19 protein-coding genes are annotated in these 24,084 nt (G+C 68.6%); 8 read left to right on the top strand and 11 right to left on the bottom strand.

The window, feature by feature from the left end; all coding sequences use genetic code 11:
• Positions 1 to 130 precede the first annotated feature (130 nt).
• Entirely contained in the window at positions 131 to 1,555 is a 1,425-nt protein-coding gene (gene glnA, locus ACYVGI_RS08370; RefSeq protein WP_055896186.1) for a type I glutamate--ammonia ligase, read from the bottom strand.
• Positions 1,556 to 1,694: 139 nt separating this feature from the next.
• Between glnA and ACYVGI_RS08365 the strand changes: the two genes are divergently transcribed.
• Entirely contained in the window at positions 1,695 to 2,132 is a 438-nt protein-coding gene (locus tag ACYVGI_RS08365) for an RDD family protein (protein ID WP_460632151.1), read from the top strand.
• Positions 2,133 to 2,253: 121 nt separating this feature from the next.
• Here ACYVGI_RS08365 and ACYVGI_RS08360 read toward each other — a convergent pair whose 3' ends face one another.
• From ACYVGI_RS08360 to lipB, 3 genes are read right to left on the bottom strand one after another with little or no spacing between them, the layout of a single operon-like run.
• Positions 2,254 to 2,952 (bottom strand): DUF4191 domain-containing protein, encoded by a 699-nt coding sequence (locus tag ACYVGI_RS08360; RefSeq protein ID WP_460632150.1) that lies wholly within the window; start codon positions 2,950 to 2,952, stop codon positions 2,254 to 2,256.
• A 49-nt stretch (positions 2,953 to 3,001) separates the two neighbouring features.
• Positions 3,002 to 3,991, bottom strand: coding sequence for a lipoyl synthase (gene lipA, locus ACYVGI_RS08355; protein ID WP_460632149.1), 990 nt, complete (start codon positions 3,989 to 3,991; stop codon positions 3,002 to 3,004).
• Complete coding sequence (lipB, locus tag ACYVGI_RS08350) at positions 3,988 to 4,635, bottom strand: lipoyl(octanoyl) transferase LipB (RefSeq protein ID WP_460632148.1); 648 nt, start codon at positions 4,633 to 4,635, stop codon at positions 3,988 to 3,990. The genes lipA and lipB overlap by 4 nt, the downstream gene beginning before the upstream one ends.
• A gap of 110 nt (positions 4,636 to 4,745) precedes the next feature.
• Here lipB and ACYVGI_RS08345 point away from each other — a divergent pair, with 110 nt between their 5' ends.
• Positions 4,746 to 6,407: a hypothetical protein gene (locus ACYVGI_RS08345; RefSeq protein WP_460632147.1), complete on the top strand. Its 1,662-nt coding sequence runs from the start codon at positions 4,746 to 4,748 to the stop codon at positions 6,405 to 6,407.
• On the opposite strand, the gene sucB is transcribed toward ACYVGI_RS08345, so the two are convergent.
• The 3 genes from sucB to ACYVGI_RS08330 all read right to left on the bottom strand — a co-directional run bounded on the left by sucB (position 6,408) and on the right by ACYVGI_RS08330 (position 10,984).
• The gene (gene sucB / locus ACYVGI_RS08340; RefSeq protein ID WP_460632146.1) at positions 6,408 to 7,904 is read right to left on the bottom strand and encodes a 2-oxoglutarate dehydrogenase, E2 component, dihydrolipoamide succinyltransferase; all 1,497 of its coding nucleotides are present in this window, start codon (positions 7,902 to 7,904) and stop codon (positions 6,408 to 6,410) included. It lies immediately after the preceding gene.
• 64 nt (positions 7,905 to 7,968) lie between these two features.
• The gene (gene lpdA, locus ACYVGI_RS08335) at positions 7,969 to 9,342 is read right to left on the bottom strand and encodes a dihydrolipoyl dehydrogenase (protein WP_460632145.1); all 1,374 of its coding nucleotides are present in this window, start codon (positions 9,340 to 9,342) and stop codon (positions 7,969 to 7,971) included.
• 109 nt (positions 9,343 to 9,451) lie between these two features.
• Positions 9,452 to 10,984 (bottom strand): leucyl aminopeptidase, encoded by a 1,533-nt coding sequence (locus ACYVGI_RS08330; RefSeq protein WP_460632144.1) that lies wholly within the window; start codon positions 10,982 to 10,984, stop codon positions 9,452 to 9,454.
• Between the two features lie 128 nt (positions 10,985 to 11,112).
• Here ACYVGI_RS08330 and ACYVGI_RS08325 point away from each other — a divergent pair, with 128 nt between their 5' ends.
• The 5 genes from ACYVGI_RS08325 (at position 11,113) to ACYVGI_RS08305 (ending at position 16,960) form a co-directional block, all read left to right on the top strand.
• The gene (locus ACYVGI_RS08325; protein WP_460632143.1) at positions 11,113 to 12,045 is read left to right on the top strand and encodes a proteasome assembly chaperone family protein; all 933 of its coding nucleotides are present in this window, start codon (positions 11,113 to 11,115) and stop codon (positions 12,043 to 12,045) included.
• Between the two features lie 27 nt (positions 12,046 to 12,072).
• Positions 12,073 to 13,413 (top strand): MFS transporter, encoded by a 1,341-nt coding sequence (locus ACYVGI_RS08320; RefSeq protein WP_460632142.1) that lies wholly within the window; start codon positions 12,073 to 12,075, stop codon positions 13,411 to 13,413.
• Positions 13,414 to 13,646: 233 nt separating this feature from the next.
• Entirely contained in the window at positions 13,647 to 14,963 is a 1,317-nt protein-coding gene (locus tag ACYVGI_RS08315) for an RNA polymerase sigma factor (RefSeq protein ID WP_460632141.1), read from the top strand.
• 9 nt (positions 14,964 to 14,972) lie between these two features.
• On the top strand, positions 14,973 to 16,247 hold the full coding sequence (locus ACYVGI_RS08310; RefSeq protein ID WP_460632140.1) for a MurT ligase domain-containing protein: 1,275 nt from the start codon (positions 14,973 to 14,975) through the stop codon (positions 16,245 to 16,247).
• Positions 16,244 to 16,960, top strand: a complete 717-nt coding sequence (locus ACYVGI_RS08305) for a type 1 glutamine amidotransferase (protein WP_460632139.1) — start codon at positions 16,244 to 16,246, stop codon at positions 16,958 to 16,960. The genes ACYVGI_RS08310 and ACYVGI_RS08305 overlap by 4 nt, the downstream gene beginning before the upstream one ends.
• A gap of 151 nt (positions 16,961 to 17,111) precedes the next feature.
• Here the strand turns inward: ACYVGI_RS08305 and alr are convergent, their stop codons facing one another.
• Genes alr through ACYVGI_RS08290 form a run of 3 tightly spaced genes read right to left on the bottom strand, consistent with a single transcriptional unit; the run spans position 17,112 to position 19,181 of the window.
• Positions 17,112 to 18,188 (bottom strand): alanine racemase, encoded by a 1,077-nt coding sequence (gene alr / locus ACYVGI_RS08300; protein WP_460632138.1) that lies wholly within the window; start codon positions 18,186 to 18,188, stop codon positions 17,112 to 17,114.
• Positions 18,185 to 18,892, bottom strand: a complete 708-nt coding sequence (locus tag ACYVGI_RS08295; protein ID WP_460632137.1) for an alanine racemase — start codon at positions 18,890 to 18,892, stop codon at positions 18,185 to 18,187. Before ACYVGI_RS08295 ends, alr begins: the two co-directional genes overlap by 4 nt.
• A 52-nt stretch (positions 18,893 to 18,944) precedes the next feature.
• Complete coding sequence (locus ACYVGI_RS08290) at positions 18,945 to 19,181, bottom strand: DUF7455 domain-containing protein (protein ID WP_055896232.1); 237 nt, start codon at positions 19,179 to 19,181, stop codon at positions 18,945 to 18,947.
• Between the two features lie 212 nt (positions 19,182 to 19,393).
• Here ACYVGI_RS08290 and ACYVGI_RS08285 point away from each other — a divergent pair, with 212 nt between their 5' ends.
• Complete coding sequence (locus tag ACYVGI_RS08285) at positions 19,394 to 21,478, top strand: DNA gyrase/topoisomerase IV subunit B (protein ID WP_460632136.1); 2,085 nt, start codon at positions 19,394 to 19,396, stop codon at positions 21,476 to 21,478.
• 87 nt (positions 21,479 to 21,565) lie between these two features.
• Here the strand turns inward: ACYVGI_RS08285 and ACYVGI_RS08280 are convergent, their stop codons facing one another.
• On the bottom strand, positions 21,566 to 24,043 hold the full coding sequence (locus ACYVGI_RS08280; protein ID WP_460632135.1) for a DNA gyrase/topoisomerase IV subunit A: 2,478 nt from the start codon (positions 24,041 to 24,043) through the stop codon (positions 21,566 to 21,568).
• Positions 24,044 to 24,084: the final 41 nt, after the last annotated feature.

Genomic DNA, 24,084 nt, shown 5'->3' with positions numbered 1-24,084 from the left:
CCGGCTCGTTTCTCCTTCGTAACGGAGTTCCGGGCGGCGCGTCGCGCAGATTCTCCTGCCCAACCCGGAAACGGCGGAAGGCCGCATCCCCGAGGGGATGCGGCCTTCCGGACGACAGAGCGTCGGAGCGTCAGACGCCGAAGTACAGCTCGTACTCGAACGGGTGCGGACGCTGCGCGAGGGGCTTGATCTCCTTCTCGCGCTTGTAGTCGATCCAGGTCTCGATGAGCTCCGGGGTGAACACGCCGCCGGCGAGCAGGAACTCGTGGTCGGCCTCCAGCGCATCCAGAACCTCGGCGAGGGTGCCGGGGACCTGGGGGATGTTCTTGGCCTCCTCGGGCGGGAGCTCGTAGAGGTCCTTGTCGACCGGCTCGTGCGGCTCGATGCGGTTCTTGATGCCGTCGAGGCCGGCCATGAGCTGGGCGGCGAACGCGAGGTACGGGTTACCGGACGCATCCGGAGCGCGGAACTCGATGCGCTTCGCCTTCGGGTTGGTGCCCGTGATCGGGATGCGGATCGACGCCGAGCGGTTTCCGGCCGAGTAGACCAGGTTGACCGGGGCCTCGAAGCCGGGGACCAGACGGTGGAACGAGTTCACGGTCGGGTTGGTGAACGCCAGGACGGCCGGGGCGTGCTTGAGCAGGCCGCCGATGTACCAGCGGGCGATGTCGGAGAGGCCGCCGTAGCCAGCCTCGTCGTAGAACAGCGGCTTGCCGTCGTTCCACAGCGACTGGTGCGTGTGCATCCCCGAGCCGTTGTCGCCGAACAGCGGCTTCGGCATGAAGGTCGCGACCTTGCCCCACAGCTCAGCCGTGTTCTTCACGATGTACTTGAACTTCAGGATGTCGTCTGCCGCGTGCACCATCGTGTCGAAGCGGTAGTTGATCTCGGCCTGGCCGCCGGTGCCCACCTCGTGGTGCGCGCGCTCCAGGATGAGGCCGGCGTCGATCAGCTTCAGGGAGATGTCGTCGCGCAGGTCGGCCTGCTTGTCGACCGGCGACACGGGGAAGTATCCGCCCTTGTACGGGGTCTTGTTGGCGAGGTTTCCGCCCTCCTCGACACGACCGGTGTTCCAGGCGCCCTCCTCGGAGTCCACCGAGTAGAAGCTGGAGTGCTGGTTCACCTCGTAGCGGACGTCGTCAAAGATGTAGAACTCCGCCTCGGGGGCGAAGAACGCGGTGTCGGCGATACCGGTGGATGCGAGGTACTTCTCGGCCTTCTTGGCCACCTGACGCGGGTCCTTCGAGTAGATCTCGCCGTTGCGCGGGTTGTAGATGTCGAAGACCATGATGAGCGTGCGCTCGGCACGGAAGGGGTCCACGTACGCCGTCGAGACGTCGGGGATGAGCTGCATGTCCGATTCGTGGATGGACGCGAAGCCGCGGATGGACGATCCGTCGAAGAGCTGGCCGACGGAGAAGAACTCCTCATCGACGGTCGACGCGGGGATGTTGAAGTGCTGCTGCACACCGGGCAGGTCGGTGAAGCGGATATCAAGGAACTTGACGTCGGTGTCCTTGATGAACTTGAGCACCTCGGAAGAATCACGGAACATGCGGAGGACTCCCAAAAATGGATTGAGGTGGTGGACTGCACCTGCAGCCCAAGTCCCAACGTAGGGGGATGGAGTTTCCCCGGAGTGACGCAAATGTTTCCGGCGTGTTACGCATACCCATGACCGGTAAACTCGTCCGGTGCCTCAGAACCCGCAATCGTCCAGCAACGGCAACATCGCGCCGAGCCGCTATCCCGGTGAACGACTGGGACTCCCGGAGTCCGGCCGGGGCTCCGTCGGTCGCGCAGGCCGCCGCATCGGCGCCATCGTGATCGACTGGGCGATCGCCTACCTTATTTCGTTCGCGTTCTTCCGCGTCGACGGGATCGCGAACGGCTGGGCAACCACGGGCATCTTCGTGCTCATGCAGATCGTCTTCATCCCGACCATCGGCGGCGGCATCGGCCACCGGGTGTTCGGGATGCGCGTGGTCGCGATCCGCGGAGGCTGGGTGGGTCTGTGGCGCCCCATCGTGCGCTCCCTGCTGCTCGCCATCGTCATCCCCGCGCTCGTCTGGGACTCCGACCAGCGCGGCTTCCACGACAAGATCGCCGGAACCGTCCTCATCCGCGCCTGATCCGCCGCCTCCCACCGCTGCCAGCAAAAATCGAGCCGGGACTTATGCACGCGACACGCCGGTCGCGAGAGTGCATAAGTCCCGGCTCGATGGATGCGCGAGCGAGGTCGCGCGGGCGAGGTCAGCGCGCGCGCTGCGCGCGCACCTTCATGGGGTCGATGCCCTTCGGGATCGGCATGGCGTTCTCGAGGGACTGCAGACGGTTGCTGATGGCCATGACCTCGGCCTTGGTCAGCGTCGGCTTGATCTTGGCGAGCACGCGCGGGATCTTGTGCAGGGGAGTGGCGTCCGCATCCGGGCCGACGCTGATCGTCGTGACGGGAACGTTCGGCAGCACGCGGGTGACCTTGCGGCGTTCCTCGTCGATCATCCGCTGGGTGCGGGTCTTCGGACCCTCACTGATCAGCACGACGCCGCCGCGGCCGGTGGCACGGTAGATCGCATCCTGGGTCTTGCCGTTGACGGCGACCGGCATCTCGGAACCGCGCCAGCTCCGCTTGAGCGAGCTGCGCAGCACAGCGCCGACCGCTCCGGGCTGGCCCTCGATCTGCGAGTACGCGGCACGCTCGGCGCGGCGACCGAGGATGATGAGGCCCACCAGCACGCCGGCGAGCACACCGGCGAGGATCCACATCGCCATCGTGAAGCCGTTGCCGTCCGAGAGGAAGACCGCGAGCAGCACGCCGACGATGATCGGCAGCACGATGCCGCCCACGATGTACAACACCGCCCGGTTGTCGTAGCGGCGGGTCATCTGGAAGACCTGCCACATCTGCTTGAGCCGACCGGGCTCCTTGGTGGACTTGTCCTTGCGTGCCATAGTCACAAGGATACCGGCTCGACTGCCCGCGCAGTGACGTTGTTCGCGGTCAGGAGACGGCCTGTGCGAAGCCGAGCGACGCATCCGCCAGATGACGGAGCTGCTCGGGCACCTCGCGGCCTTTCGCCTGCATCGACTGCGCCCACAACCGGCCGGCCCGGTACGACGAACGAACGAGCGGACCGGCCAGCACGCCGAGGAATCCGATCGCCTCCGCCTCCTCCTTGAACGCGACGAACTCGTCCGGATGCACCCACCGCGCCACCGGCAGATGCCGCGGACTCGGCCGCAGGTACTGGGTGATCGTGATGATGTCCGTGCCGGCGTCGTGCAGGTCGCGCAGGGCCTGGCTGACCTCCTCCGGCTCCTCGCCCATCCCGAGGATGAGGTTGGACTTGGTGATGAGCCCGGCCGCACGTCCCTGGGTGATGACGTCGAGCGAGCGCTCGTACCGGAACGCAGGGCGGATGCGCTTGAAGATGCGCGGGACGGTCTCGACGTTGTGCGCGAACACCTCCGGCTGCGCGGAGAACACCTCGCCGAGGTAGTCCGGGTTGCCGGAGAAGTCCGGCACCAGGATCTCGACGCCGGTGCCGGGGCTCTGCCGGTGGACCTCGCGGATGGTCTCGGCGTACAGCCAGGAGCCCTCGTCGTCGAGGTCGTCGCGGGCGACGCCGGTGACGGTGGCGTAGCGCAGGTCCATCTTCGCGACCGACTCGGCCACTCGACGCGGTTCGTCCGTGTCGTAGTCGGCGGGTTTGCCGGTGTCGATCTGGCAGAAGTCGCAGCGGCGGGTGCACTGGGCGCCGCCGATCAGGAACGTCGCCTCCCTGTCCTCCCAGCACTCGTAGATGTTCGGGCAGCCTGCCTCCTGGCAGACCGTGTGCAGTTCCTCGCTCTTCACGAGACTCTGCAGTTGCTGGTACTCCGGCCCCATCCTGGCGCGGGTCTTGATCCACTCCGGCTTGCGCTCGATCGGTGTCTGGGCGTTGCGGATCTCAAGGCGCAGCATCTTGCGCCCCTCTGGCACTGCGCTCACGCGGCGGTCTCCCGTTCGGTGTCGAATTCTCTGTCGAAGCGGGCCCGGATGAGGGGGACGACGTCTTCCGGGGTGACCGTGCGGCCGAGGACGCGGCTGATCGAGGTGATCCCCGCATCCCGGATGCCGCACGCGACGATGGCGTCGTACGCCTCGAAGGTGTTCGAGCAGTTGAGCGCGAAACCGTGCATGGTGACGCCTTCGGCGACGCGGATGCCGATGGCGGCGATCTTCTCGTCGCGCTGGACGCCGCGGATCCAGACTCCCGACCTGCCCTGCACCCGTTCGCCCGTGACGCCGAGTTCGGCGAGCACGTCGATCAGGATGCTCTCGAGCCGCCGGACATAGCCGACGACGTCGATGGGCTCCGGGAGACGGAGTATCGGGTATCCCACGAGCTGCCCCGGCCCGTGCCAGGTGATCTTCCCGCCGCGGTCGACATCGATGACGGGTGTCCCGTCGGTCGGCCTTTCGTCGGGCTCTGTGCGTTTCCCCGCGGTGTACACCGAGGGATGCTCGAGGAGGATGACAGTATCGGGCGCCCGGCCTGCGACGACATCAGCGTGCATGGCACGCTGCTGCTGAAGGGCCTCGGAATACGGCACGGAGTTGGCGCTTAGCCCCGTGACGACGTAGTCGACCACGCAGCCAGTCTATGTGCTCGTTGGCTCTCCACAACTCGGGTGCGGCGCGAGTTGTCCACGGATTCGATGCGGGCGCGCCATAGTGCTGCCGGATGCTCTGGACTTGGACCATGCCGAACGAACCGAACGCCGTGCGCCGATCCGGCGCCGCCCTGTCCAGAAGTCCCGACCTTGCGCGTCTCGCCGCCGCCCGCGCCAGGGAGCGAGGGTGGCAGTCGCTCGCGACGCTGGCAGTGGATGCGCGGGAGCTCCGCCAGGTCGTGCTGCTGCCGGAGTATCCGCATCCGGTGGTGATGTGTGTGCGGGTGCGGTCTGACACGGGAGGTGGAGCCGCGTCAACATCGGCGTGGGAGACTGCCGCGCGCAGCGCAGCGAGGTCGGAGCACGTCGTCGGGGTGCTGGCGCCGCACGGCGACGATGTCGCGCGTGGGGGCGCTGTCGAGTTCCTCATGTTGGAGCACGCGTTGGGCGGAACGCTCTCGGCGCTGCTCGACCGCCGCCGGACGGTCAGGGCCGATGAAGCGGCGACCATCCTGATCGGCGTCGCCCTCGGGCTCGGAGCCCTGCACGAGGCGGGCTGGTCGGTGGGCGGCCTCACTAGCGACGGCATCGCCTTCCGCCGCGACGGCTGCCCAGCCATCGACGGCCTCCGCCACGCGCGACCACTCACCGGCACCGACGCCGTCGCGGACGCCGTCGCATATCGCGCCGTCGCCGACCGGCTCAGCACGCTCGTTCCCGCCCCGGGCGGCTGGCGCCTGCTCAACGCCGTGGATGCGGCCCTCGCCGGCTGCGCGCACGCCGTCGACTGCGCCGCCTGGGAGCGCGTGGTCGCGGGAGTGCTCGCGGTCGTCGAGCCGGGCGTCGTGCACCTGGGCGACGACCTCGCAGGAGTGGGGGATGAGAAGAGTTCCGAGGTCGTCCGGTCGGACAGCGAAACGGAGGGCGACCGCGCCCGATGGCGGACACAGAGCGAACTGCTGAGCGCCGGTCTGAGCGGTGCAGCCGAACGGGCCAGGCTCTCGGAGTCGCGCCGGCCGCCCTCGTGGACAGGCCAGCGGCCCCCGCTGGAGCTCGGGCGGGGACAGCCCGATTCAGCGCACGGCACAGCTTCCTCAGCGCTCTCGCCGCTGTCCGCGTATGAGCCGGTCGCAGCGGTGACCAGCGCTCTCCTCGACGGGCGCCCGCTCGCGCACCTCACGGGTCGAGTGCGCGCCTGGCTGGCTGTTCGCAAGAAGCTCGTCGCCGTCGCGGTCGCCCCGGTCATCGCCGTCGGCGCGGTCCTCGTCCTCCTGCCTGGCGCCGCCGATGGCGCGGGATCTGGCCCGGCCGCGGCTGGTCCTGAGGCCGAGCACACCAGGCTCGGCTCGGAGAATGATCGGACGACCTCTCCGCCTGCCGCAACACCGACCCTCTCCCCGTCCGCTGCCTCCGCGCTCAGTGTGCCGGGCGACCCTGTGGGGGCGGCTCCGGTGTTGCTGCGAGCCCGCCACGCGTGCTTCGCAGCCACGGCGCCGAAGGCGTCCTGCTTGAACGACATCGTGCAGGATGGTTCACCGCTCGCAGAGGCGGATCGCGCGGCGCTCGATGGTGGGGAGTCCGCTGACCGGTTCGACTACGCCGGTGCTGCCGTCGAGCTCGTGCAGCGCTGGGGCGATGCCGCGTTGGTGTCGGTGGCGCCGGATCGTGCGCGCACGCCGAAAAGCGAACCGGCCTCGCTCCTGATGGTCAGGAGCGAGGCCGGTTGGCGACTGCGGGAGGTGTTCCCGTGATCAGATGCCGAGGTTCGCCTCGAAGTTCCCGCCCTCGAGACGGTTCTTCACCGCGACGAGGAAGCGGGACGCGTCGGCGCCGTCGACGATCCGGTGGTCGTACGAGAGAGCCAGGTACACGGTCGAGCGGATCGCGATCGAGTCGGTTCCGTCGGCCGAGATGACCACGGGGCGCTTCGTGACGATGCCGGTGCCGAGGATGGCCACCTGCGGGAGGAACACGACGGGAGTGTCGAACAGCGCGCCACGCGAACCGGTGTTGGTCAGCGTGAACGTGCCGCCGGCGAGCTCGTCCGGCTTCAGACGGTTCTCACGGGTGCGCTCGGCGAGGTCCGCGATCTCCTTGGCGAGACCGGCGAGGTCGAGCTCCGAGGCGTTGCGCACCACAGGGGTGAGCAGGCCACGCTCGGTGTCGACGGCGATCGACATGTTCTCGTGGTCGGGGTAGACGATCGAGTCGCCGTCGATGGTGGCGTTGATGACGGGGTACGTCTTCAGCGCCTCGGCGGCGGCCAGAGCGAAGAACGGGAGGAAGGACAGCTTCACCCCGGTCTTGGTCTGGAAGTCGGCCTTCACCTTGTCGCGGAACGCTGCGACCTTGGTCACGTCGACCTCGACCACCGAGGTGAGCTGAGCGGACGACTGCATCGACACGACGGCGCGCTCGGCGACGACCTTGCGCAGACGCGACATCGGCTGCGTCGTACCGCGCAGCGGCGACACCTCGGGGGTCGGAGCAGCGGCAGCGGTCGACGGCGCGGCGGAGGCGGCGGGAGCGGCAGCCGCGGAGAGGATGTCCTCCTTGCGGATGCGTCCACCGACGCCGGTGCCGGTCACGGTCGACAGGTCGATGCCCTGCTCGTTCGCGAGCTTGCGGACGATCGGGGTCACGTACCCCGCATTGCCGGCGTGCGCGCCACCCGTGGATGCGGGAGCAGCGGCCGAAGCCGGTGCGGCAGCGGGAGCCGGAGCAGCCTCTGCGGCCGGTGCGGCAGCAGGTGCCGGTGCGGCAGCGGGTGCCGGTGCGGCAGCGGGTGCCGCGGCGGGCGCAGCAGCAACAGGCGCGGCCGGTGCCGTCTCAGCGGCCGGTGCCGGTGCGGCCTCGGCCGGTGCGGCCTCGGCCGGTGCAGCCTGAGCAGGTGCAGCCTCGGTAGGTGCAGCCTGAACCGGTGCAGCCTCGGCGGGTGCAGCCTCGGCAGGCGCTGCCTCAGCCGGTGCAGCCTCGGCGGCGGGCGCGGCCGGGGCCTCGCCTCCGCCGGAGCCGTCGCCGATCGTCACGAGCGCGGTGCCCACCTCGACGGTCTCGTCCTCCTGCACCAGGATCGCCTCGATGACACCCGCGATGGGGGAGGGGATCTCGGTGTCGACCTTGTCGGTCGAGACTTCGAGCAGGGGCTCGTCCACCTCGACACGGTCGCCAACGTTCTTCAGCCAGCGGGTGACCGTGCCTTCCGTGACACTCTCGCCGAGTGCCGGGAGGCTGACGGATTCGCTCATGAGCTTGTCTCCTTCAAACCAATTCGTTCAGTAGTTTATTGCAGTCGCGCCGACCGGCGGCGGACTAAAGGGTGTGCAGCGGCTTGCCCGCGAGGTACAGGAACGCCTCGCCGAGCGCCTCGTTCTGCGTGGGGTGCGCGTGGACGAGCGGAGCGATGTCCTCGGGGTACGCCTCCCAGTTCACCGCGAGCTGTGCCTCGCCGATGAGCTCGCCGACGCGCGCGCCGATCATGTGGACGCCGACCACGGGGCCATCGATGACGCGGACGACCTTCACCGAGCCGTTGGTGCCGATGATCTCGCTCTTGCCGTTTCCGGCCAGGCTGTAGTCGTAGCTCGACACCTTGTCGGCGCCGTACTGCTCGACGGCCTTGGCCTCCGAGAGACCGACCGAGGCGACCTCGGGGTCGCAGTAGGTGACCTTCGGGATGTTGACATCCGGGACGATGATCGGGTTCAGGCCCGCGATCTCCTCCGCGACGAAGATGCCCTGCTGGAATCCGCGGTGCGCGAGCTGCAGGCCGGGGACGATGTCGCCGACGGCGTACACACCGGGAACGCTGGTGTGCAGGCGCTCGTCGGTGATGACGAAGCCGCGGTCGAGGGTGACGCCGGCCTCTTCGTAGCCGAGGTTCGCCGTCGACGGGCCACGGCCGACGGCGACGAGCAGCAGCTCCGCGTCGACGGTGTCGCCGTTCTCGAGCGTGACGACGACGCCGTCATCGTTCTGGGTGACGCCGGAGAACCGGACGCCCAGACGGTAGTCGATGCCGCGGCGGCGGAACGCGCGCTCAAGCGACTTGCTGATGGACTCGTCCTCGTTCGGCACGAGGTGGGGGAGCGCCTCGATGATGGTGACGTCCGCGCCGAAGGACTTCCAGACGCTGGCGAACTCGACGCCGATGACTCCGCCGCCGAGCACGGCGACCTTCTTCGGAACGAAGTCGAGTTCGAGGGCCTGCTCGCTCGTGATGACGCGGCCGCCGATCTCCAGACCGGGGAGCGAGCGCGAGTATGAGCCCGTCGCGAGGATGACGTTCTTGCCGACGATGGTGTCGTCGCCGACCTGCACCGTGGTGGGGGAGGTGAGGCGCCCCTCGCCCTCGATGACCGTGATCTTGCGGGCCTTGACCAGGCCCTGCAGTCCCTTGTACTTCTTGGCGACGATGCCCTGGCGGTACTCCGTCACACCGTTGATGTCGATGCCCTGGAACTCGGTGACGATGCCGTACTTCGACGACTCGCGCGAGTAGTCCGCCACCTCGGCCGCGTGCAGCAGCGCCTTGGTGGGGATGCATCCCCGGTGCAGGCAGGTGCCTCCGACCTTGTCTTTCTCGATCATCCCAACGGTGAAACCGAGCTCGGCCGCACGCAGCGCTGCTGCGTAGCCTCCACTCCCACCGCCGAGTACCACAATGTCAAAGTTCTGCTCAGACACCCAGCTACTCCCTCGCGCATCAAGATTCGTGACACGACCCTGCCCCGAGGGGTCACTCGAGGGCAGGCGTTTGAATGCGGCAAGAATTTTTCTTGCCCATACGACCCTACTACTTCCGGGAAAAGTCCTCGGCCAACCGGATGAGCGCTCGCACCGTGACGGCGGTCGGTCCCTTGCCGGTGAAACCGTACGGCGACGCCGGTCCCTTGGCCGGCCCGGCGATGTCGAGGTGAGCCCACGGGATGCGCGGGGAATCCTCAGCATCTCCTGTGCGTCCGACGAACTCCTGCAGGAAGACGGCTGCGAGCAGCATCCCGCCCGCGGTGTTGCCGGGGTTGGCGTTGGCGATGTCGGCGACGTCCGAGTTGATCGTTGCGCGCAGCTCGCCGGGGAGCGGCATCGGCCAGAGGAGTTCGCCTGACGCCTTCGCCGCCTCGATCACCTCACCGACCAGGGCGTCGTCGCCCATGACCGCGGCATAGCGGGTGCCGAGAGCGACCATCGCCGCGCCGGTGAGCGTCGCGACGTCGACGATCGCATCCGGCCGCTCCTCGCTCGCCGCGACCAGTCCGTCCGCCATGACCAGGCGGCCTTCCGCATCCGTGTTGAGGACTTCGACGGTCCTGCCGCCGCGGATGCGCAGCACGTCGTTCGGCCGGATCGCCGAGCCGGACGGCATGTTCTCCGCGATGCAGAGCCAGGCCGTCACCTTCACGGGGAGGGCGAGTCTGGCGGCGGCGAGCGCGACGGCCAGCACGGTGGCCGCGCCGGTCATGTCGTACTTCATCCCGACCATCCCGGTCGGCGGCTTGAGGGAGAGTCCGCCGGTGTCGAACGTGATGCCCTTGCCGACGAGCGCGAGATGCTTGTCGGCTCCCGCGGGAGCGTAGGTGACCTTGACCAGGCGGGGCGGCCTGGCCGAGCCCTGGCCGACGCCGAGGATGCCGCCGAAGCCCTCCGCTTCGAGCTGCGTCTCGTCCCACACCTGCACGTCGACGGGCAGCCCGGCGGCTGCGCGCTCTGCGGCGTCGGCGAGCGTCGCAGGGTAGAGGTCGAGCGGTGGGGTGTTGACGAGGTCCTTGACGAGCGCGACCGCCTCGGCGGACGCGACAGCGCGAGCGACGAGCGCGTCGGAACCGCCCGCGTCGGAACCGGCCGCATCGGAGGGTGCCCCGACGACCTCGATGGATGCGACGGGCGCCTTCACCGACGGCTTCGACGCCTCGCGGTACTCCGTGAACGCGTACGAGCCGATCGCGGCTCCCTCCAGCACGGCGGCGAGTTGCTCGTCGCCGTCCGCCGGGAGGGCGACCGTCACAGCGGCGGTCCCGGCGAGCTGGCGCACACCGCTGCCCGCCGCGTACCGCAGAGCGTCAGCATCCACAGGCTCCGGCAGTCCGATCACGGCGAGCGACGGTCCGGTCGTGCCGCCTGGCAGCCGCACCAGCTCGTCCTTGCCGCCGCCGAAGCCGACCGCCTGGAGCTGTGCCGCGACGTCGCCGTCCGCACGCAGGACCTCCTCGACGGCGGGGGATGCGGCGACGACGATCGACCCGCCGGACGCGCGCGCGCCGATCAGGAGCACGTCACCGGTCGGGGAGACGACGGGGGAGGACGAGAGCGAAAGAGAGGGGACGGTCATGCTTCGAATCTAGCCGCTCGACCCCGGAGCGCCCGCGCAGACGCAGGCGGGTGCGTGTTCGCTGTGGGCGTGCGACTTCGGAGCCCGTTCGCAGCGTCGGGCCTGAATGGTCGGCCTAGAGTTGAAATATGCATGATCCGGCTGAGCTGTACGACCTCAACGAGCCTCTCTCCGAGGTGCCGGAAGGGCTCAACCTGGTCGCCGGTCTGACCGGGTTCGCCGACGCCGGCTCTGGCGTCACACAGCTCGGAACCTACCTGCTCGGCACCCTCGACAACGAGGTCGTCGCCACCTTCGACACGGACATCCTGCTCGACTACCGCGCCCGCAGGCCGATCATCTACTTCGACCAGGATCACCTCACCGACTATCAGCCGGCGTCGCTCAAGCTCTACCTCGCATACGACGAGCTCCGCCAGCCGTTCCTCCTCCTCTCCGGGTTCGAACCCGACTTCCAGTGGGAGCGGTTCACCCAGGCCGTGCTCGATCTCATCGACGGGCTCAAGGTCAAGTCGGTGACCTGGGTGCACTCCATCCCGATGCCCGTGCCGCACACCCGTCCGATCGGCGTCACCGTGAGCGGCAACCGCACCGACCTCATCGACTCCATGTCCATCTGGAAGCCGCACACCCAGGTGCCGGCGAACGCGCTTCACCTGCTGGAGTTCCGGCTGCAGCAGCTCTCCTATCCGATCGCCGGGTTCATCCTGCTCATTCCGCACTACCTGGCCGACACCGAATACCCGGCGGCGGCCATCGCGGCGCTCGACAGCATCAGTGCGGCGACCGGGCTGATCTTCCCCACCGACCGGCTCCGCCAGGAGGACAGGGAGTTCGTCGCGAACATCGACGAGCAGGTCGACCAGAACGCGGAGCTCGGCCGCCTGGTCGGCACCCTCGAGGAGCGGCACGACAGCTATATGGAGGACAACCAGCTCCGGTCGCCGCTGACCGACCGCGACGGCGAGCTGCCGAGCGCGGACGAGATCGCCGCCGAACTGGAGAACTTCCTCGCCTTCCGTCGCCACGGCGACGAGGAGAACGGCCCGGCAGCATCCTGAGCGCCCGGGCGGTAATACGCTGGTGAGGTGAATTCGCGGCGCTCCTGGCTCATCTTCGGGGTCGGCGTCTTCGCGTACCTCGTCGCGGTCATGCAGCGCACCAGCATCGGCGTCGCCGGTGTCTCCGCCACGGAGCGCTTCCACAGCACGGCGTCCGTGCTGTCGACGCTCGCCGTCGTGCAGCTCATCGTGTACGCCGCCATGCAGATCCCGGTCGGCGTGCTCATCGACAGGGTCGGCTCCCGCACCCTGATGGCGGTGGGCACGGCCCTGATGATCGTCGGCCAGGTGACGGTGGCGTTCGCGCCCAGCATCGGCGTCGCGATCATCGGGCGCATCCTGGTCGGGGCAGGGGATGCGACGGTGTTCACCTCGCTCATGCGCCTGATCAACTCGTGGTTCCGCGGGCGGCTCGTGCCGCAGCTCTCCCAGTGGATCGGCAACATCGGCCAGCTCGGCCAGGTGCTGTCCGCGATCCCGTTCGCGCTCATCCTGCACCAGGCCGGATGGACGACCGCTTTTCTCAGCGCCGCATCGCTCTCGGTCATCGCACTGATCGGGATCGTCGTCGCGATCTCCGACCGGCCGGTCGGCTCGACAGAGGGGCCGCGTCCGGCGACCTGGGGCGAGTCGCTCAGACAGCTCCGGATCAGCCTCGCCAGACCGGGTACGCAGCTCGGGTTCTGGTCGCACTTCGTCACCCAGTCCTCCGGCACGGTGTTCAGTCTGATGTGGGGACTGCCTTTCATGGTGTTCGCGCTCGGGATCGATCCGGCGGAGGCCTCTGGGCTGCTGATCGTCGCCGTCGTCGCCGGGCTCATCTCCGGCCCGATCCTCGGCGTGCTCACGGCGCGGTATCCGCTCCGGCGCAGCAACCTCGTGCTCGCGATCGTGGCGATGATGGGCGTCGTCTGGGCTGTCGTGCTGCTCTGGCCGGGAACTCCGCCGCTGTGGCTGCTGATCGTGCTGCTGGTCGCCATCGGGGTCGGCGGCCCCGGCTCCCTGATCGGCTTCGACTTCGCGCGCACCTCCAACCCGCTGCACAGCCTCGGATCGGCGAACGGCATCGTGAATGTCGGCGGCTTCCTGGCGAGCTTCGTGATGATGTTCCTGATCGGCGTCGCCCTCGACGCGCAGAACACGGCGCACGTCGCCGCCGGGGGCGCGGCCGATCTCTACGCGCTCGACTCGTTCCGCTGGGCGTTCGCCATCCAGTACGTGATCGTCGGGGCCGGTGTCGGCTTCCTCATCCACGCCAGACGCCGCACGCGCCGCCTTCTTTCCGAGGACGAGGGAATAGAAGTGGCCCCGTTGTGGGTTTTACTCTCCGACGCGTGGAAGAGACGCGGACGAGGGGCGGCGAGCTGACGGACCGGCAGGACGGCGGCAGGGCGGATAGCGCACGTTTGGTCGGGGGTGTCCATGAAACGTGCAATAATTGTTGATCGGACCCGTTCATATCCAGGGGCTCGGAGCATTCTGAATGCTCGGCGCACACACCCCGGACTTGACATGGGTCTTAGTAATGTCCGCACGCAACCTGAGCCAGGCCAAGGCGCTTCGGATTCTCGGCCCCTCCGCTTGGTATGAAAGGTGTTCACATGGCAACCCGTGCAGCAACGAAAGCTCCAGAGGCCGAGGTGACCGAGGCCGAGGTCACCGAGACGGCAGCGGCGAAGACCGCGACGAAGACAGCAGCGAAGAAGACGGCGGCGAAGGCTCCCGCGAAGAAGACTCCGGCCAAGAAGGCTCCCGCCAAAAAGGGCGCAGCCAAGGCGAAGGGCGACGACGAGATCGGCGACGACGAAGCCGTCGAGATCGACGAGGAAGAGACGGCTGACGTCGAGCCCGAGGCTGTCGCCGACGACAGCGACGACGCAGACGAGAAGTCCGACGACGACGAGGCGAAGCCCGCCGTCGTCGAAGAGCCGCTCCCGACGGGTGCGCTCGTGCTGCGCGCGGTCGACGAGGACGACGACATCCCCGTCTACTCCACCACGATCACCGGCGCGACGGCGGACCCTGTCAAGGACTACCTCAAGCAGATCGGCAAGGTCGCCCTGCTGAACGCGGCGGAGGAGGTCGAGCTCGCGATGCGCATCGAGGCCGGCCTGTTCGCCGAGGACAAGCTCGCGAACACGCCGAACATGACCAAGGAGCTCGAGCGCGAGCTCCGCTGGGTCGCCCGCGACGGTCAGAGGGCGAAGAGCCACCTGCTCGGCGCCAACCTGCGACTCGTCGTCTCGCTCGCCAAGCGCTACACCGGGCGCGGGATGCAGTTCCTCGACCTCATCCAGGAAGGCAACCTGGGCCTCATCCGTGCCGTCGAGAAGTTCGACTACACCAAGGGCTTCAAGTTCTCCACGTACGCGACCTGGTGGATCCGTCAGGCGATCACCCGCGCGATGGCCGACCAGGCCCGCACCATCCGCATCCCGGTGCACATGGTCGAGGTCATCAACAAGCTCGCCCGCGTCCAGCGGCAGATGCTGCAGGACCTGGGCCGCGAGCCAACGCCGGAAGAGCTGAGCCGCGAACTCGACATGACGCCGGAGAAGGTCATCGAGGTGCAGAAGTACGGGCGAGAGCCGATCTCCCTGCACACCCCGCTCGGCGAGGACGGCGACAGCGAGTTCGGCGACCTGATCGAGGACACCGAAGCGGTCGTCCCGGCGGACGCGGTGGGCTTCACGATGCTGCAGAAGCAGCTTGAGAGCCTGCTCGACTCGCTGTCCGAGCGCGAGGCCGGTGTGATCCGGATGCGGTTCGGGCTCGGCGACGGTATGCCGAAGACGCTCGACCAGATCGGCGACACGTTCGGGGTGACGCGTGAGCGCATCCGTCAGATCGAGTCGAAGACGATGGCGAAGCTGCGCCACCCGTCCCGGTCGCAGTCGCTCCGCGACTACCTCGAGTAGGCCGGGGGAGTGCGCTACAGGCTAGCGGTCGTCGCCGGTCGCCTCGCCCGCTGGCTGCTGCGCCTGCGCGGCGGCGGCTCGGCCGTGCCAGGACGAGTCGCTCTCGCGATCGCGCCGAAGTTCCTGGAACGGGCCGTCGCGGAGCTTCCGCTCGGCGTCGTCTTCGTCTCCGGGTCGAACGGCAAGTCGACCACCACGAACATGCTCACCGGCATCCTGCGCGAGCACGGCCTGACGGTGTTCACGAACCCGTCCGGCGGGAATCTGCCCCAGGGCATCGCCTCCGCGCTGCTCGCGACGGTCCCGCTCGACGGCCGCGTGCGCGCGGACGTCGGCGTGATCGAGGTGGACGAGGCGTACGGCGTCGACCTCGCGACCATCCTCAAGCCACGGGGCTCCCTGCTGCTCAACGTGCAGATCGACCAGCTCAACCGGTTCTTCGAGCCGACCAGGGTGGTCGGGATGCTGCGTTCCATCGGCGCATCCTCGTCCGAGTTCGTCGTTGTGAACGCGGACGACGACAGTCTCGCCCGCGTCGGCGCTGAACTGCTCGCCGAAGGCCGGGACGTCTCGACGTTCGCTGTTGCGCCGTCCATCATCGACGCCTCCCCGAACGGCCTCGCCAACGTCAAGGACGTCTCCGGCGTCCCCGCTGGTGCGCTTCCGGTGCCCGCGGTGTTCGTCAGCGAGCTGGATGCGCGCAGCGCCCGGCTCGCGTTCGGCGGCGAGAGCGTGCAGGTCGCGCTCCCCGCCCGTGGTCTGCACTATGCGGTGGATGCGGCAGGGGCGACGGCGATGGCCCGTCGCGTGCTCGGGGAGCGATTCCGCCCGGAGGCCGTGGTGGCCGCGATGGCGTCGCTGCGCACCGTCTACGGTCGCGGTGAGACCCTGCGGGTCGGCGACGAGGACATCGAGATCATCATGATGAAGAACCCGCCGAGCCTGCAGCTCAATCTCGACTACCTGAGCGCGCCGCCGGAGCAGGTCTTCGTCGCCGTCGACGAGGGAACGCCCGACCCGTCCTGGGTCTACGACATCGACCTCTCCTCGATCGAGCACGTGGATGTGGTCTCCGGCACCAAGGCGTGGCAGTTCGCCACGCGCTTCGCATACGCGGGCATCCCGGTCGACCAGGTGGTGCCGGAGCTGAAGCCGGCGCTCACCGCCTTCCTCGCCCTCCCGAAGCCCGCGACAGGCACCAAGACCATGATCGTCAACTACGAGCAGATGATGCTGATCCGCAAGCAGCTCGGGTTCCTCGACCTGGAGGGCGGCGAACGATGAGCGTGCTGCGCATCCTGCACCTGTACCCCGGCGAGCTCGGAATCAACGGCGACGCCGGGAACGTGACGGCACTGGTCGAGCGCGCCAGGTGGCGCGGCATCGAGACAGAGGTCGTGCGGCACCAGGTCGGCGGCGTGCTGCCGGACGCGGCGGACATCGTGCACTTCGGCAGCGGGCCGCTGTCGTCGCAGCGCGCCGTGCTGGAGGACGTTCAGCGCATCGCGCCGGCCCTTCGCGCGTGGCGGGATGCCGGCATCCCGATCCTCGCGATCGCAGGCGGCTGGCAGCTCCTCGGCAGTGAACTGGTCACGGCCGACGGCGAACGCCTCGCGGGCGCGGGGGTCTTCCCGACGCGTGCGCAGCTCGGAGCGGTCCGGCATGTCGGCGAGATCGTCGTGCGCACAGCCCAGGGCACCGTCGCCGGGTTCGAGAACCACTCGGCGGTCACCACGCTGGAGGGTGCCGAGCCGTTCGGCCAGATCGTCAGCGGCACGGGCAACGACGGCGGCCAGACCGAGGGCGTGGTGCTCGCCGCTTCCATCGGCACCCACCTGCACGGTCCGCTGCTGCCCATGAATCCGTCGCTCGCCGACCGGATGCTCGCCACCGCACTGCGCGGCGAGGTCCCGGCTGTGCCGCAGACCGAGAGCGTCGACCGCTACGCCGCCAACGCACGCCGCGCGATCGCCGACCGGCTCGGCGTCAAGCTCTAGCCGGCGTCGCGTCCGCTCGCGGCAACGCAGGATAACCGCCGCGACGCGCCACGGGACTCTCCGTCCGGAAGGAGTTCGGCCTCGCTTGCGGCGCTTTCTCCGTTCGGAAGGAGATGCGCGCGGCGCGTCCGCCGCGGGGTCCTGCTCGGCGTCAGCCGACGTACACTCGGGGGACGCGAGCGGCGACGCCGGTGAGCATCTCGTCGGCGATGGTCTCTGCCCAGTCGGCCCACTTCTCGGCGATGACCTCGCCGTTCACGCCGGGGCCGAACAGGATGGCCGTGTCCCCGACCTCCACCCGGCTCGCGCCGACATCGACGAGCATCGAGTCTGCGTCGACCGAGAGCACCCGGCACGGCAGGCCGCCGATGGCGACGTGAGCCTTGGCGATGCCGAGGGTCGGGACGCCGTCCGCGTAGCCGATGCCGATGCGCGCGTGCGTCGTTCCTCCGACGTGGATGTGGGTGACCGGCGCTTCGAGGCGCATCGCGGGGACCAGCCCGAGATCGGCCCCCGTGCTGTCGTCGAAGGGGGAGACACCATACGCGGCGATACCGAACCGCACCAGGTCGAAGCGTGCCTCCGGCATCCGGATTCCGGCAGAGCTGGCAGCGAGGTGGAGGATCTCGAACGTCGCTCCGTGCTCCTCTGCGACCGTGACGGCCTCCCGGAACTGCACCAGCGCGGCCTCGTCGTCCTCGATCGAGGCGTCGGCGAGGTGCGACCAGGCGGCCCGGATGCGCACGATGCCCTGCTCCTGGAGGGCGACGGCCGCATCCACCAGCCCGGGCCAGTCCTCTCGGGTGGCGCCGTTGCGGCTGAGCCCGGTGTCGACTTTGAGGTGCAGGACGGCCGGGCGGTCGGCCCCCGCGGCCGCGATGGCGTCGAGCTGCCAGCGCGCCGAGATGCCGAGTTCGATGTCGGCCTCGATGCCGGCGCGCCAGTCCGTGTCCTGGCCGTGCAGCCAGGCGAGCAGCGGCACGGTGACCCCGGCGTGACGCAGCACGAGACCGGCGGGGATCTCCAGCACGGCGAGCGACGCCGCACCGGAGGCGATGCCCGCCTCGGCGACCGGCAGCAGGCCATGACCGTACGCGTCGGCCTTCACGGCGAGCATCAACTCGGACGGCGCGATCAGCCCGGCGAGGCGGGAGACATTGTGGCGGAGAGCTGCGAGGTCGATGACCGCGCGCGGCAGCGGCTCCGCGATGGCGTCGACGATGGTCATGCGCTGTAGACCCTCTCGATGCGGCGGCCGAGCCGCGAGGTGATGACGGGGGCGGCGATGCCGATGATCTCGGCCCATTCGCGCACGCTTGGGTCACCGGCTGCTGGGTCGCCGAAAAGGATCGCAGGGTCTCCGGGAGAGGCATGGTGGCCATGAAGGTCTACGACGAATTGGTCCATTGCGATCCGGCCCGTGATGCGACCGGAGAAGTCACCGATCCGCACCGGCGCCTTGTTCGTAGCAACGCGCGGAAGACCATCGGCGAATCCCAGCGCGACGAGTGCGAGCGTCGTCTCGTCACGGGTCCGGTATGTGTAGCCGTAGGAAACTCCACTGTCTGCAGGCACCCGTTTGACAGCGATGACTTCGCCGACGAGCCGCATAGCGGGAACAGCGCGCGCGCCCGCCGTCAGTCCGAACAACTCAGGCCCCAGCACGGTCGCGCCGGTCGCGGCCCCCGCATCCCGTGCATCCTGATTGGCGACGCGTGCCCCGGTCAGCCCGCTGTCGGCGAGAGCCGCCGCGTCTTCGAGCCGGGAGACGAGAAAACCGCCGACCCCCGCAGCCGAGAGCGCACGAGCCACGGGGATGAGCCCGTGGCCGTACGCGTCGGCGCGAAGGTCGGCGGTGAGGTCGGTGAGCGACCCGGCAGTTGCAGCGTTGGCCAGGATGGCGTCGAGGTCGATGTGGGCGCGCCTTCGCACGCCTGTCGGCCTTCCGCTCATCGTCTGGGTCGCTGCAGCGTCGCCGGACGCGTTACGCGCGCTGCTCTTCGAAGAGACGTGCCGTCTCGTCGTGCCAGCTGTGCGCGATCTGCGAGAGCTTCTCCTGGTGCTTCTTGCCGTGGTGGGCGCAGAACAGGAGCTCGCCGTTGTTCACGACGACGCGGATGTATGCCTGGGCTCCGCAGCTGTCGCAACGGTCGGCCGCCGTCAGTTGCGGCCCCGATGCGAGCTCGTCAACCGCACCGTTCTCCGTGGTGATCGTCGACATGTGATGCTCCTTTCAGATCGCAACCGTGAACTCGGTATCTCTATAGAACCACGTTCCGCGGGCAACACTGCGCGATTTGCCCGCTATTTCGCTGAACGCGTAGCACACACTCAGCCGGGTGTCGGTGGCGGGCAGCGCATCCGGGAGTACGTAGGCTGGAAGTTGTGTGACGTCGGCACCCATCCGGCGCATCGGAATCGCAAGGAGCGCTCGTGGCGAGCTCGGACTATTCGGCCAGACATCTCTCGGTCCTCGAGGGTCTGGAGGCGGTGCGCAAGCGCCCCGGCATGTACATCGGATCGACCGACTCGCGCGGTCTCATGCACTGCCTGTGGGAGATCATCGACAACTCTGTCGACGAGGCGCTGGCCGGCCACGGCTCGAGCATCGACGTCATCCTGCACAGCGACGACAGCGTCGAGGTGCGCGACAAGGCGCGCGGCATCCCCGTCGACATCGAACCGAAGACCGGGCTGTCCGGCGTCGAGGTCGTCTTCACCAAGCTGCACGCCGGCGGCAAGTTCGGCAGCGGCTCGTACGCCGCGTCCGGCGGTCTGCACGGCGTCGGCGCGTCCGTCGTCAACGCGCTGTCGGAGCGACTCGATGTCGAGGTCGACCGCGACGGCAAGGTCTGGGCGATGTCGTTCCACCGCGGAGAGCCGGGCATCTTCGACGACGGGAAGAACGAGCCGAGCCCGGACGCGCCGTTCACGCCATTCGTGAAGAACAGCGAGCTCCGGGTGGTCGGCAAGGCCGCCAAGGGCGTGACGGGAACGCGCATCCGGTACTGGGCCGATCGGCAGATCTTCACGAAGGGTGCGAACTTCCAGGGCGACGACCTGATCGGCCGCGCGCGTCAGACCGCGTTCCTCGTGCCCGGTCTCTCCATCAGCATCGACGACAAGCGCAGCGAGGAGGGGGAGAGGACCACCTTCGAGTATCAGGGAGGCATCTCCGAGTTCGTCGACTTTCTCGCGCCGGACAGCCCGATCACCGACACCTGGCGGCTGACGGGGAACGGCACGTTCACCGAGACGGTGCCCGTGCTCTCCGACAGCGGGGCGATGCTCCCGACCGAGCTCACGCGCGACTGTCAGGTCGACATCGCCCTGCGCTGGGGAACGGGCTACGACACGGTGATGCGCAGCTTCGTCAACATCATCGCCACCCCGAAGGGCGGCAGCCACCAGACCGGCTTCGACCAGGGGATGCTCAAGTTCCTCCGCGCGCAGGTCGAGCAGAACGCGCGCAGGCTCAAGGTCGGCAACGACAAGCTGGACAAGGACGACGTGATGGCCGGGCTCACCGCCGTGCTCACGGTGCGTCTGCCGGAGCCGCAGTTCGAGGGGCAGACCAAGGAGATCCTCGGCACTCCCGCTGTGCGCGCGATCGTCGCCCAGGTCGTCCAGAAGGCGATGGCGGAGCGCTTCGGCTCGTCCAAGCGCGACGACAAGGCGCAATCGGCGTTGCTGCTCGACAAGGTGGTCGCCGAGATGAAGTCCCGCATCTCCGCGCGCGCCCACAAGGAGACGCAGCGGCGCAAGAACGCGCTGGAGACCTCATCCCTGCCTGCCAAGCTGGTGGACTGCCGGTCGAGCGACGTGGCCAACAGCGAGCTGTTCATCGTCGAGGGCGACTCGGCGCTGGGCACAGCGCGGCGCGCGCGCGACAGCGAGTACCAGGCGCTGCTGCCGATCCGCGGCAAGATCCTCAATGTGCAGAAGGCGTCGGTCTCCGACATGCTCTCCAACGCGGAGTGCGCGGCGATCATCCAGGTGATCGGAGCGGGTTCCGGCCGCAGCTTCGACCTGGCGACGGCCCGCTACGGCAAGGTCATCATCATGTCCGATGCGGATGTGGACGGTGCGCACATCCGGACCCTGCTGCTGACGCTGTTCTTCCGCTACATGCGGCCGATGATCGAGGAGGGGCGCGTGTTCGCGGCCGTTCCTCCGCTGCACCGCGTGATCGTGGTGAACCCGGGATCGAAGCCGAACGAGACCATCTACACATACTCGGAGGCGGAACTGCAGGCGGTGCTGGCCGACCTCAAGAAGCGCAACAAGCGCTACCAGGAGCCGATCCAGCGCTACAAGGGACTCGGCGAGATGGATGCTGACCAGCTCGCGACCACGACGATGGACCGCCACCACCGCACGCTGCGGCGCGTGCGCGTTCCCGATGCCGAGCAGGCCTCGCGCGTCTTCGAACTCCTGATGGGCAACGACGTCGCCCCGCGCAAGGAGTTCATCATCGCCGGAGCAGACGACCTCTCCCGGGCCCGCATCGACGCCTGACCTCCGCTCCCAAGCAATCGAGCCCAGGCTTTTTCACCGTATTCAGCGCGAATACGGTGAAAAAGCCTGGGCTCGATTGCTTGGGGGCTAGGCGAGGCGGCGGCCGATGGAGCCGACGACCATGTCGAGGGGGGCGCCGGAGGCGTCGCGGCGCACCGGGGTGTCCGGGAGCGCCCGCGCTGCGCCGTCGGGTGCGACGGCCAGGGCCGGGGCGCGACCGACCCAGGCGAGCTGGAGCTCGGTCTCGCCCTTGAGGAAGCGCTGCGAGCGCACCCCGCCGGTCGCGCGTCCCTTGGCGGGGAACTCGGCGAACTCGCTGAGCTTGCCGCTGCCGGGGTCTGCGCCCAGCAGCGTGTCGCCGCCCGCCGCGATGGTGACCACGACCGTCTCGTCCTTCTCCTCGGCCGGAACGCTGCCGAAGAAGACGACCCGCGCATCCGCACCCAGGTTGATGCCGGCCATGCCGCCGGCGGAGCGACCCTGCGGGCGCACGGCGGAGGCCGCGAAGCGCAGCAACTGGCTGTCGCTCGCAACGAACACGAGCTCGTCCGTCTCTTCACCCTGCAAGGCTCCGACCACCTCGTCGCCCGCCTTCAGCGCGATGATCTCGAACTCCGGCTTGTTGGCCCAGTCGCCGGCGGTGACCCGCTTCACGACGCCCTGCTTCGTGCCGAGTGCGATCGAACGCGGAGCGTCGAGCGAGACGACGGCCAGGATGCGTTCCTTGCGGTCGGCGAGGGCGAGGTAGTCGCCGATCTTCACCCCTGCGCCGAGCTGGATCGAGTTCACCGGGGCCGCGGGCAGGTCGACGGGGGAGAACCGGATGAGGCGCCCGCGGTTCGTGACGGCTCCGATCTCGGTGCGCGTCGTGGTGTCGAGCTGCGACAGGATCGCGTCGTGCTTGCTGCGCCTGGCGGGAGCGGCGATGCGGTCGAGACCGCCGTCGTCGCCCGCCTGCTGGTCCACCCTCAGGATGCGGCCGGTGGTCGACAGCAGCACGCGGCACGGCACGTCGGCCACTTCGAGCACCACCTGCTGCTTGCCGCGCGCCGACGCCGTCGCGATGGACGGTCGCGCCTCGGTGAGCAGCGTGCGGCGCGGGGTGCCGAACTTCACGGCGACCTGCTCCAGCTCGTCGGAGACGAGGGCGTTGATGCGGTCGCGGCTGGACAGCAGCTCCTCCAGCTCGGCGATCTCCGCTTCGAGCTGGGCCTTCTCCGTCTCCAGCTCGATGCGGGAGAACTTGGTCAGGCGACGCAGTCGCAGTTCGAGGATGTAGTCGGCCTGCAGAGTGCTGAGGTCGAACACATCCATCAGCCTGGTGCGCGCCTGCTCGGTGTCATCGCTGGTGCGGATGACCTGGATGACCTCGTCGATGTCGACGATGGCGATCAGGAGGCCCTCGACCAGGTGCAGTCGTTCCTTGCGCCTGGCGAGCCGGAACTGCGAGCGACGAGTGACCACCTGGATGCGGTGCCCGAGGTACACGGACAGCAGCTCACGCAGCCCCAGGGTCTGCGGGCCGCCCTCGACGAGAGCGACGTTGTTGATCGAGAAGCCGTCTTCGAGCGGGGTGTGCCGGTAGAGCTGTTCGAGCACCGCCTCCGGGCTGAACCCCGTCTTGATGCCGATCACGAGCCGCAGGCCGTGCTGGCGGTCGCTCAGGTCGGTGACGTCGGAGATGCCGGAGAGCTTCTTGGAGTTGACGCCGTCCTTGATCTTCTCGATCACCTTCTCCGGGCCGATCAGGTACGGCAGCTCGGTGACGACCAGGCCGCTCTTGCGCGCGGTGATCGACTCGACGGTGACCTTGGCGCGGGTCTTGAAGCTGCCTCGGCCGGTGGCGTACGCATCCCTGACGCCGGACAGGCCGACGATCGTCCCGCCGGTGGGCAGGTCGGGGCCGGGCACGTACTCCATCAGGTCGTCGAGCGTCGCATCCGGATGCGCCAGCAGGTGCCGGGCGGCGCCGACCACCTCGATGAGGTTGTGCGGGGCCATGTTGGTCGCCATGCCGACCGCGATGCCGCTCGCGCCGTTGACCAGGAGGTTCGGGAAGGCGGCGGGCAGCACATCCGGCTGCATGAGCTGGTTGTCGTAGTTGGGGACGAAGTCGACGACGTCCTCGTCCAGGTCCTCCGCGAGGGCGAGGGCCGCTGCGGCGAGCCGCGCCTCGGTGTACCGGGGTGCGGCAGGGCCGTCGTCCAGGGAGCCGAAGTTGCCGTGCCCGTCGATCAGCGGCACGCGAAGGGTGAAGTCCTGCGCCATGCGCACGAGCGCGTCGTAGATGGCGCTGTCGCCGTGCGGGTGCAGCTTTCCCATGACCTCGCCGGTGACGCGCGCGGACTTGACGTGCCCGCGGTCGGGGCGCAGGCCCATCTCGGTCATCTGGTACAGGATGCGCCGCTGAACGGGCTTCAGGCCGTCGCGCGCATCCGGAAGTGCTCGCGAATAGATCACGGAGTACGCGTACTCGAGGAAGGAGCCCTGCATCTCGGTCGTGACGTCGACGTCTTCGATGCGTTCGGTGGTGCCCGCGGTGGCCTGGTCGTCTGCTGGTGTCATTCGTGCAATCTCGGGAGGGGAGAGAGGGGCCGCAGGCGGTC

The sequence above is a fragment of the Leifsonia lichenia genome, assembly GCF_054780215.1.
This window is presented reverse-complemented; position numbering and strand designations above follow the sequence as displayed.

Excerpts from the sequence above, each read along its gene's own strand:
- glnA (WP_055896186.1), bottom strand. The coding sequence starts at position 1,555 with ATGTTCCGTGATTCTTCCGAGGTGCTCAAGTTCATCAAGGACACCGAC.
- ACYVGI_RS08360 (WP_460632150.1), bottom strand. The coding sequence starts at position 2,952 with ATGGCACGCAAGGACAAGTCCACCAAGGAGCCCGGTCGGCTCAAGCAG.
- ACYVGI_RS08345 (WP_460632147.1), top strand. The coding sequence starts at position 4,746 with ATGCCGAACGAACCGAACGCCGTGCGCCGATCCGGCGCCGCCCTGTCC.
- sucB (WP_460632146.1), bottom strand. The coding sequence starts at position 7,904 with ATGAGCGAATCCGTCAGCCTCCCGGCACTCGGCGAGAGTGTCACGGAA.
- ACYVGI_RS08330 (WP_460632144.1), bottom strand. The coding sequence starts at position 10,984 with ATGACCGTCCCCTCTCTTTCGCTCTCGTCCTCCCCCGTCGTCTCCCCG.
- ACYVGI_RS08325 (WP_460632143.1), top strand. The coding sequence starts at position 11,113 with ATGCATGATCCGGCTGAGCTGTACGACCTCAACGAGCCTCTCTCCGAG.
- ACYVGI_RS08315 (WP_460632141.1), top strand. The coding sequence starts at position 13,647 with ATGGCAACCCGTGCAGCAACGAAAGCTCCAGAGGCCGAGGTGACCGAG.
- ACYVGI_RS08305 (WP_460632139.1), top strand. The coding sequence starts at position 16,244 with ATGAGCGTGCTGCGCATCCTGCACCTGTACCCCGGCGAGCTCGGAATC.
- alr (WP_460632138.1), bottom strand. The coding sequence starts at position 18,188 with ATGACCATCGTCGACGCCATCGCGGAGCCGCTGCCGCGCGCGGTCATC.
- ACYVGI_RS08290 (WP_055896232.1), bottom strand. The coding sequence starts at position 19,181 with ATGTCGACGATCACCACGGAGAACGGTGCGGTTGACGAGCTCGCATCG.
- ACYVGI_RS08280 (WP_460632135.1), bottom strand. The coding sequence starts at position 24,043 with ATGACACCAGCAGACGACCAGGCCACCGCGGGCACCACCGAACGCATC.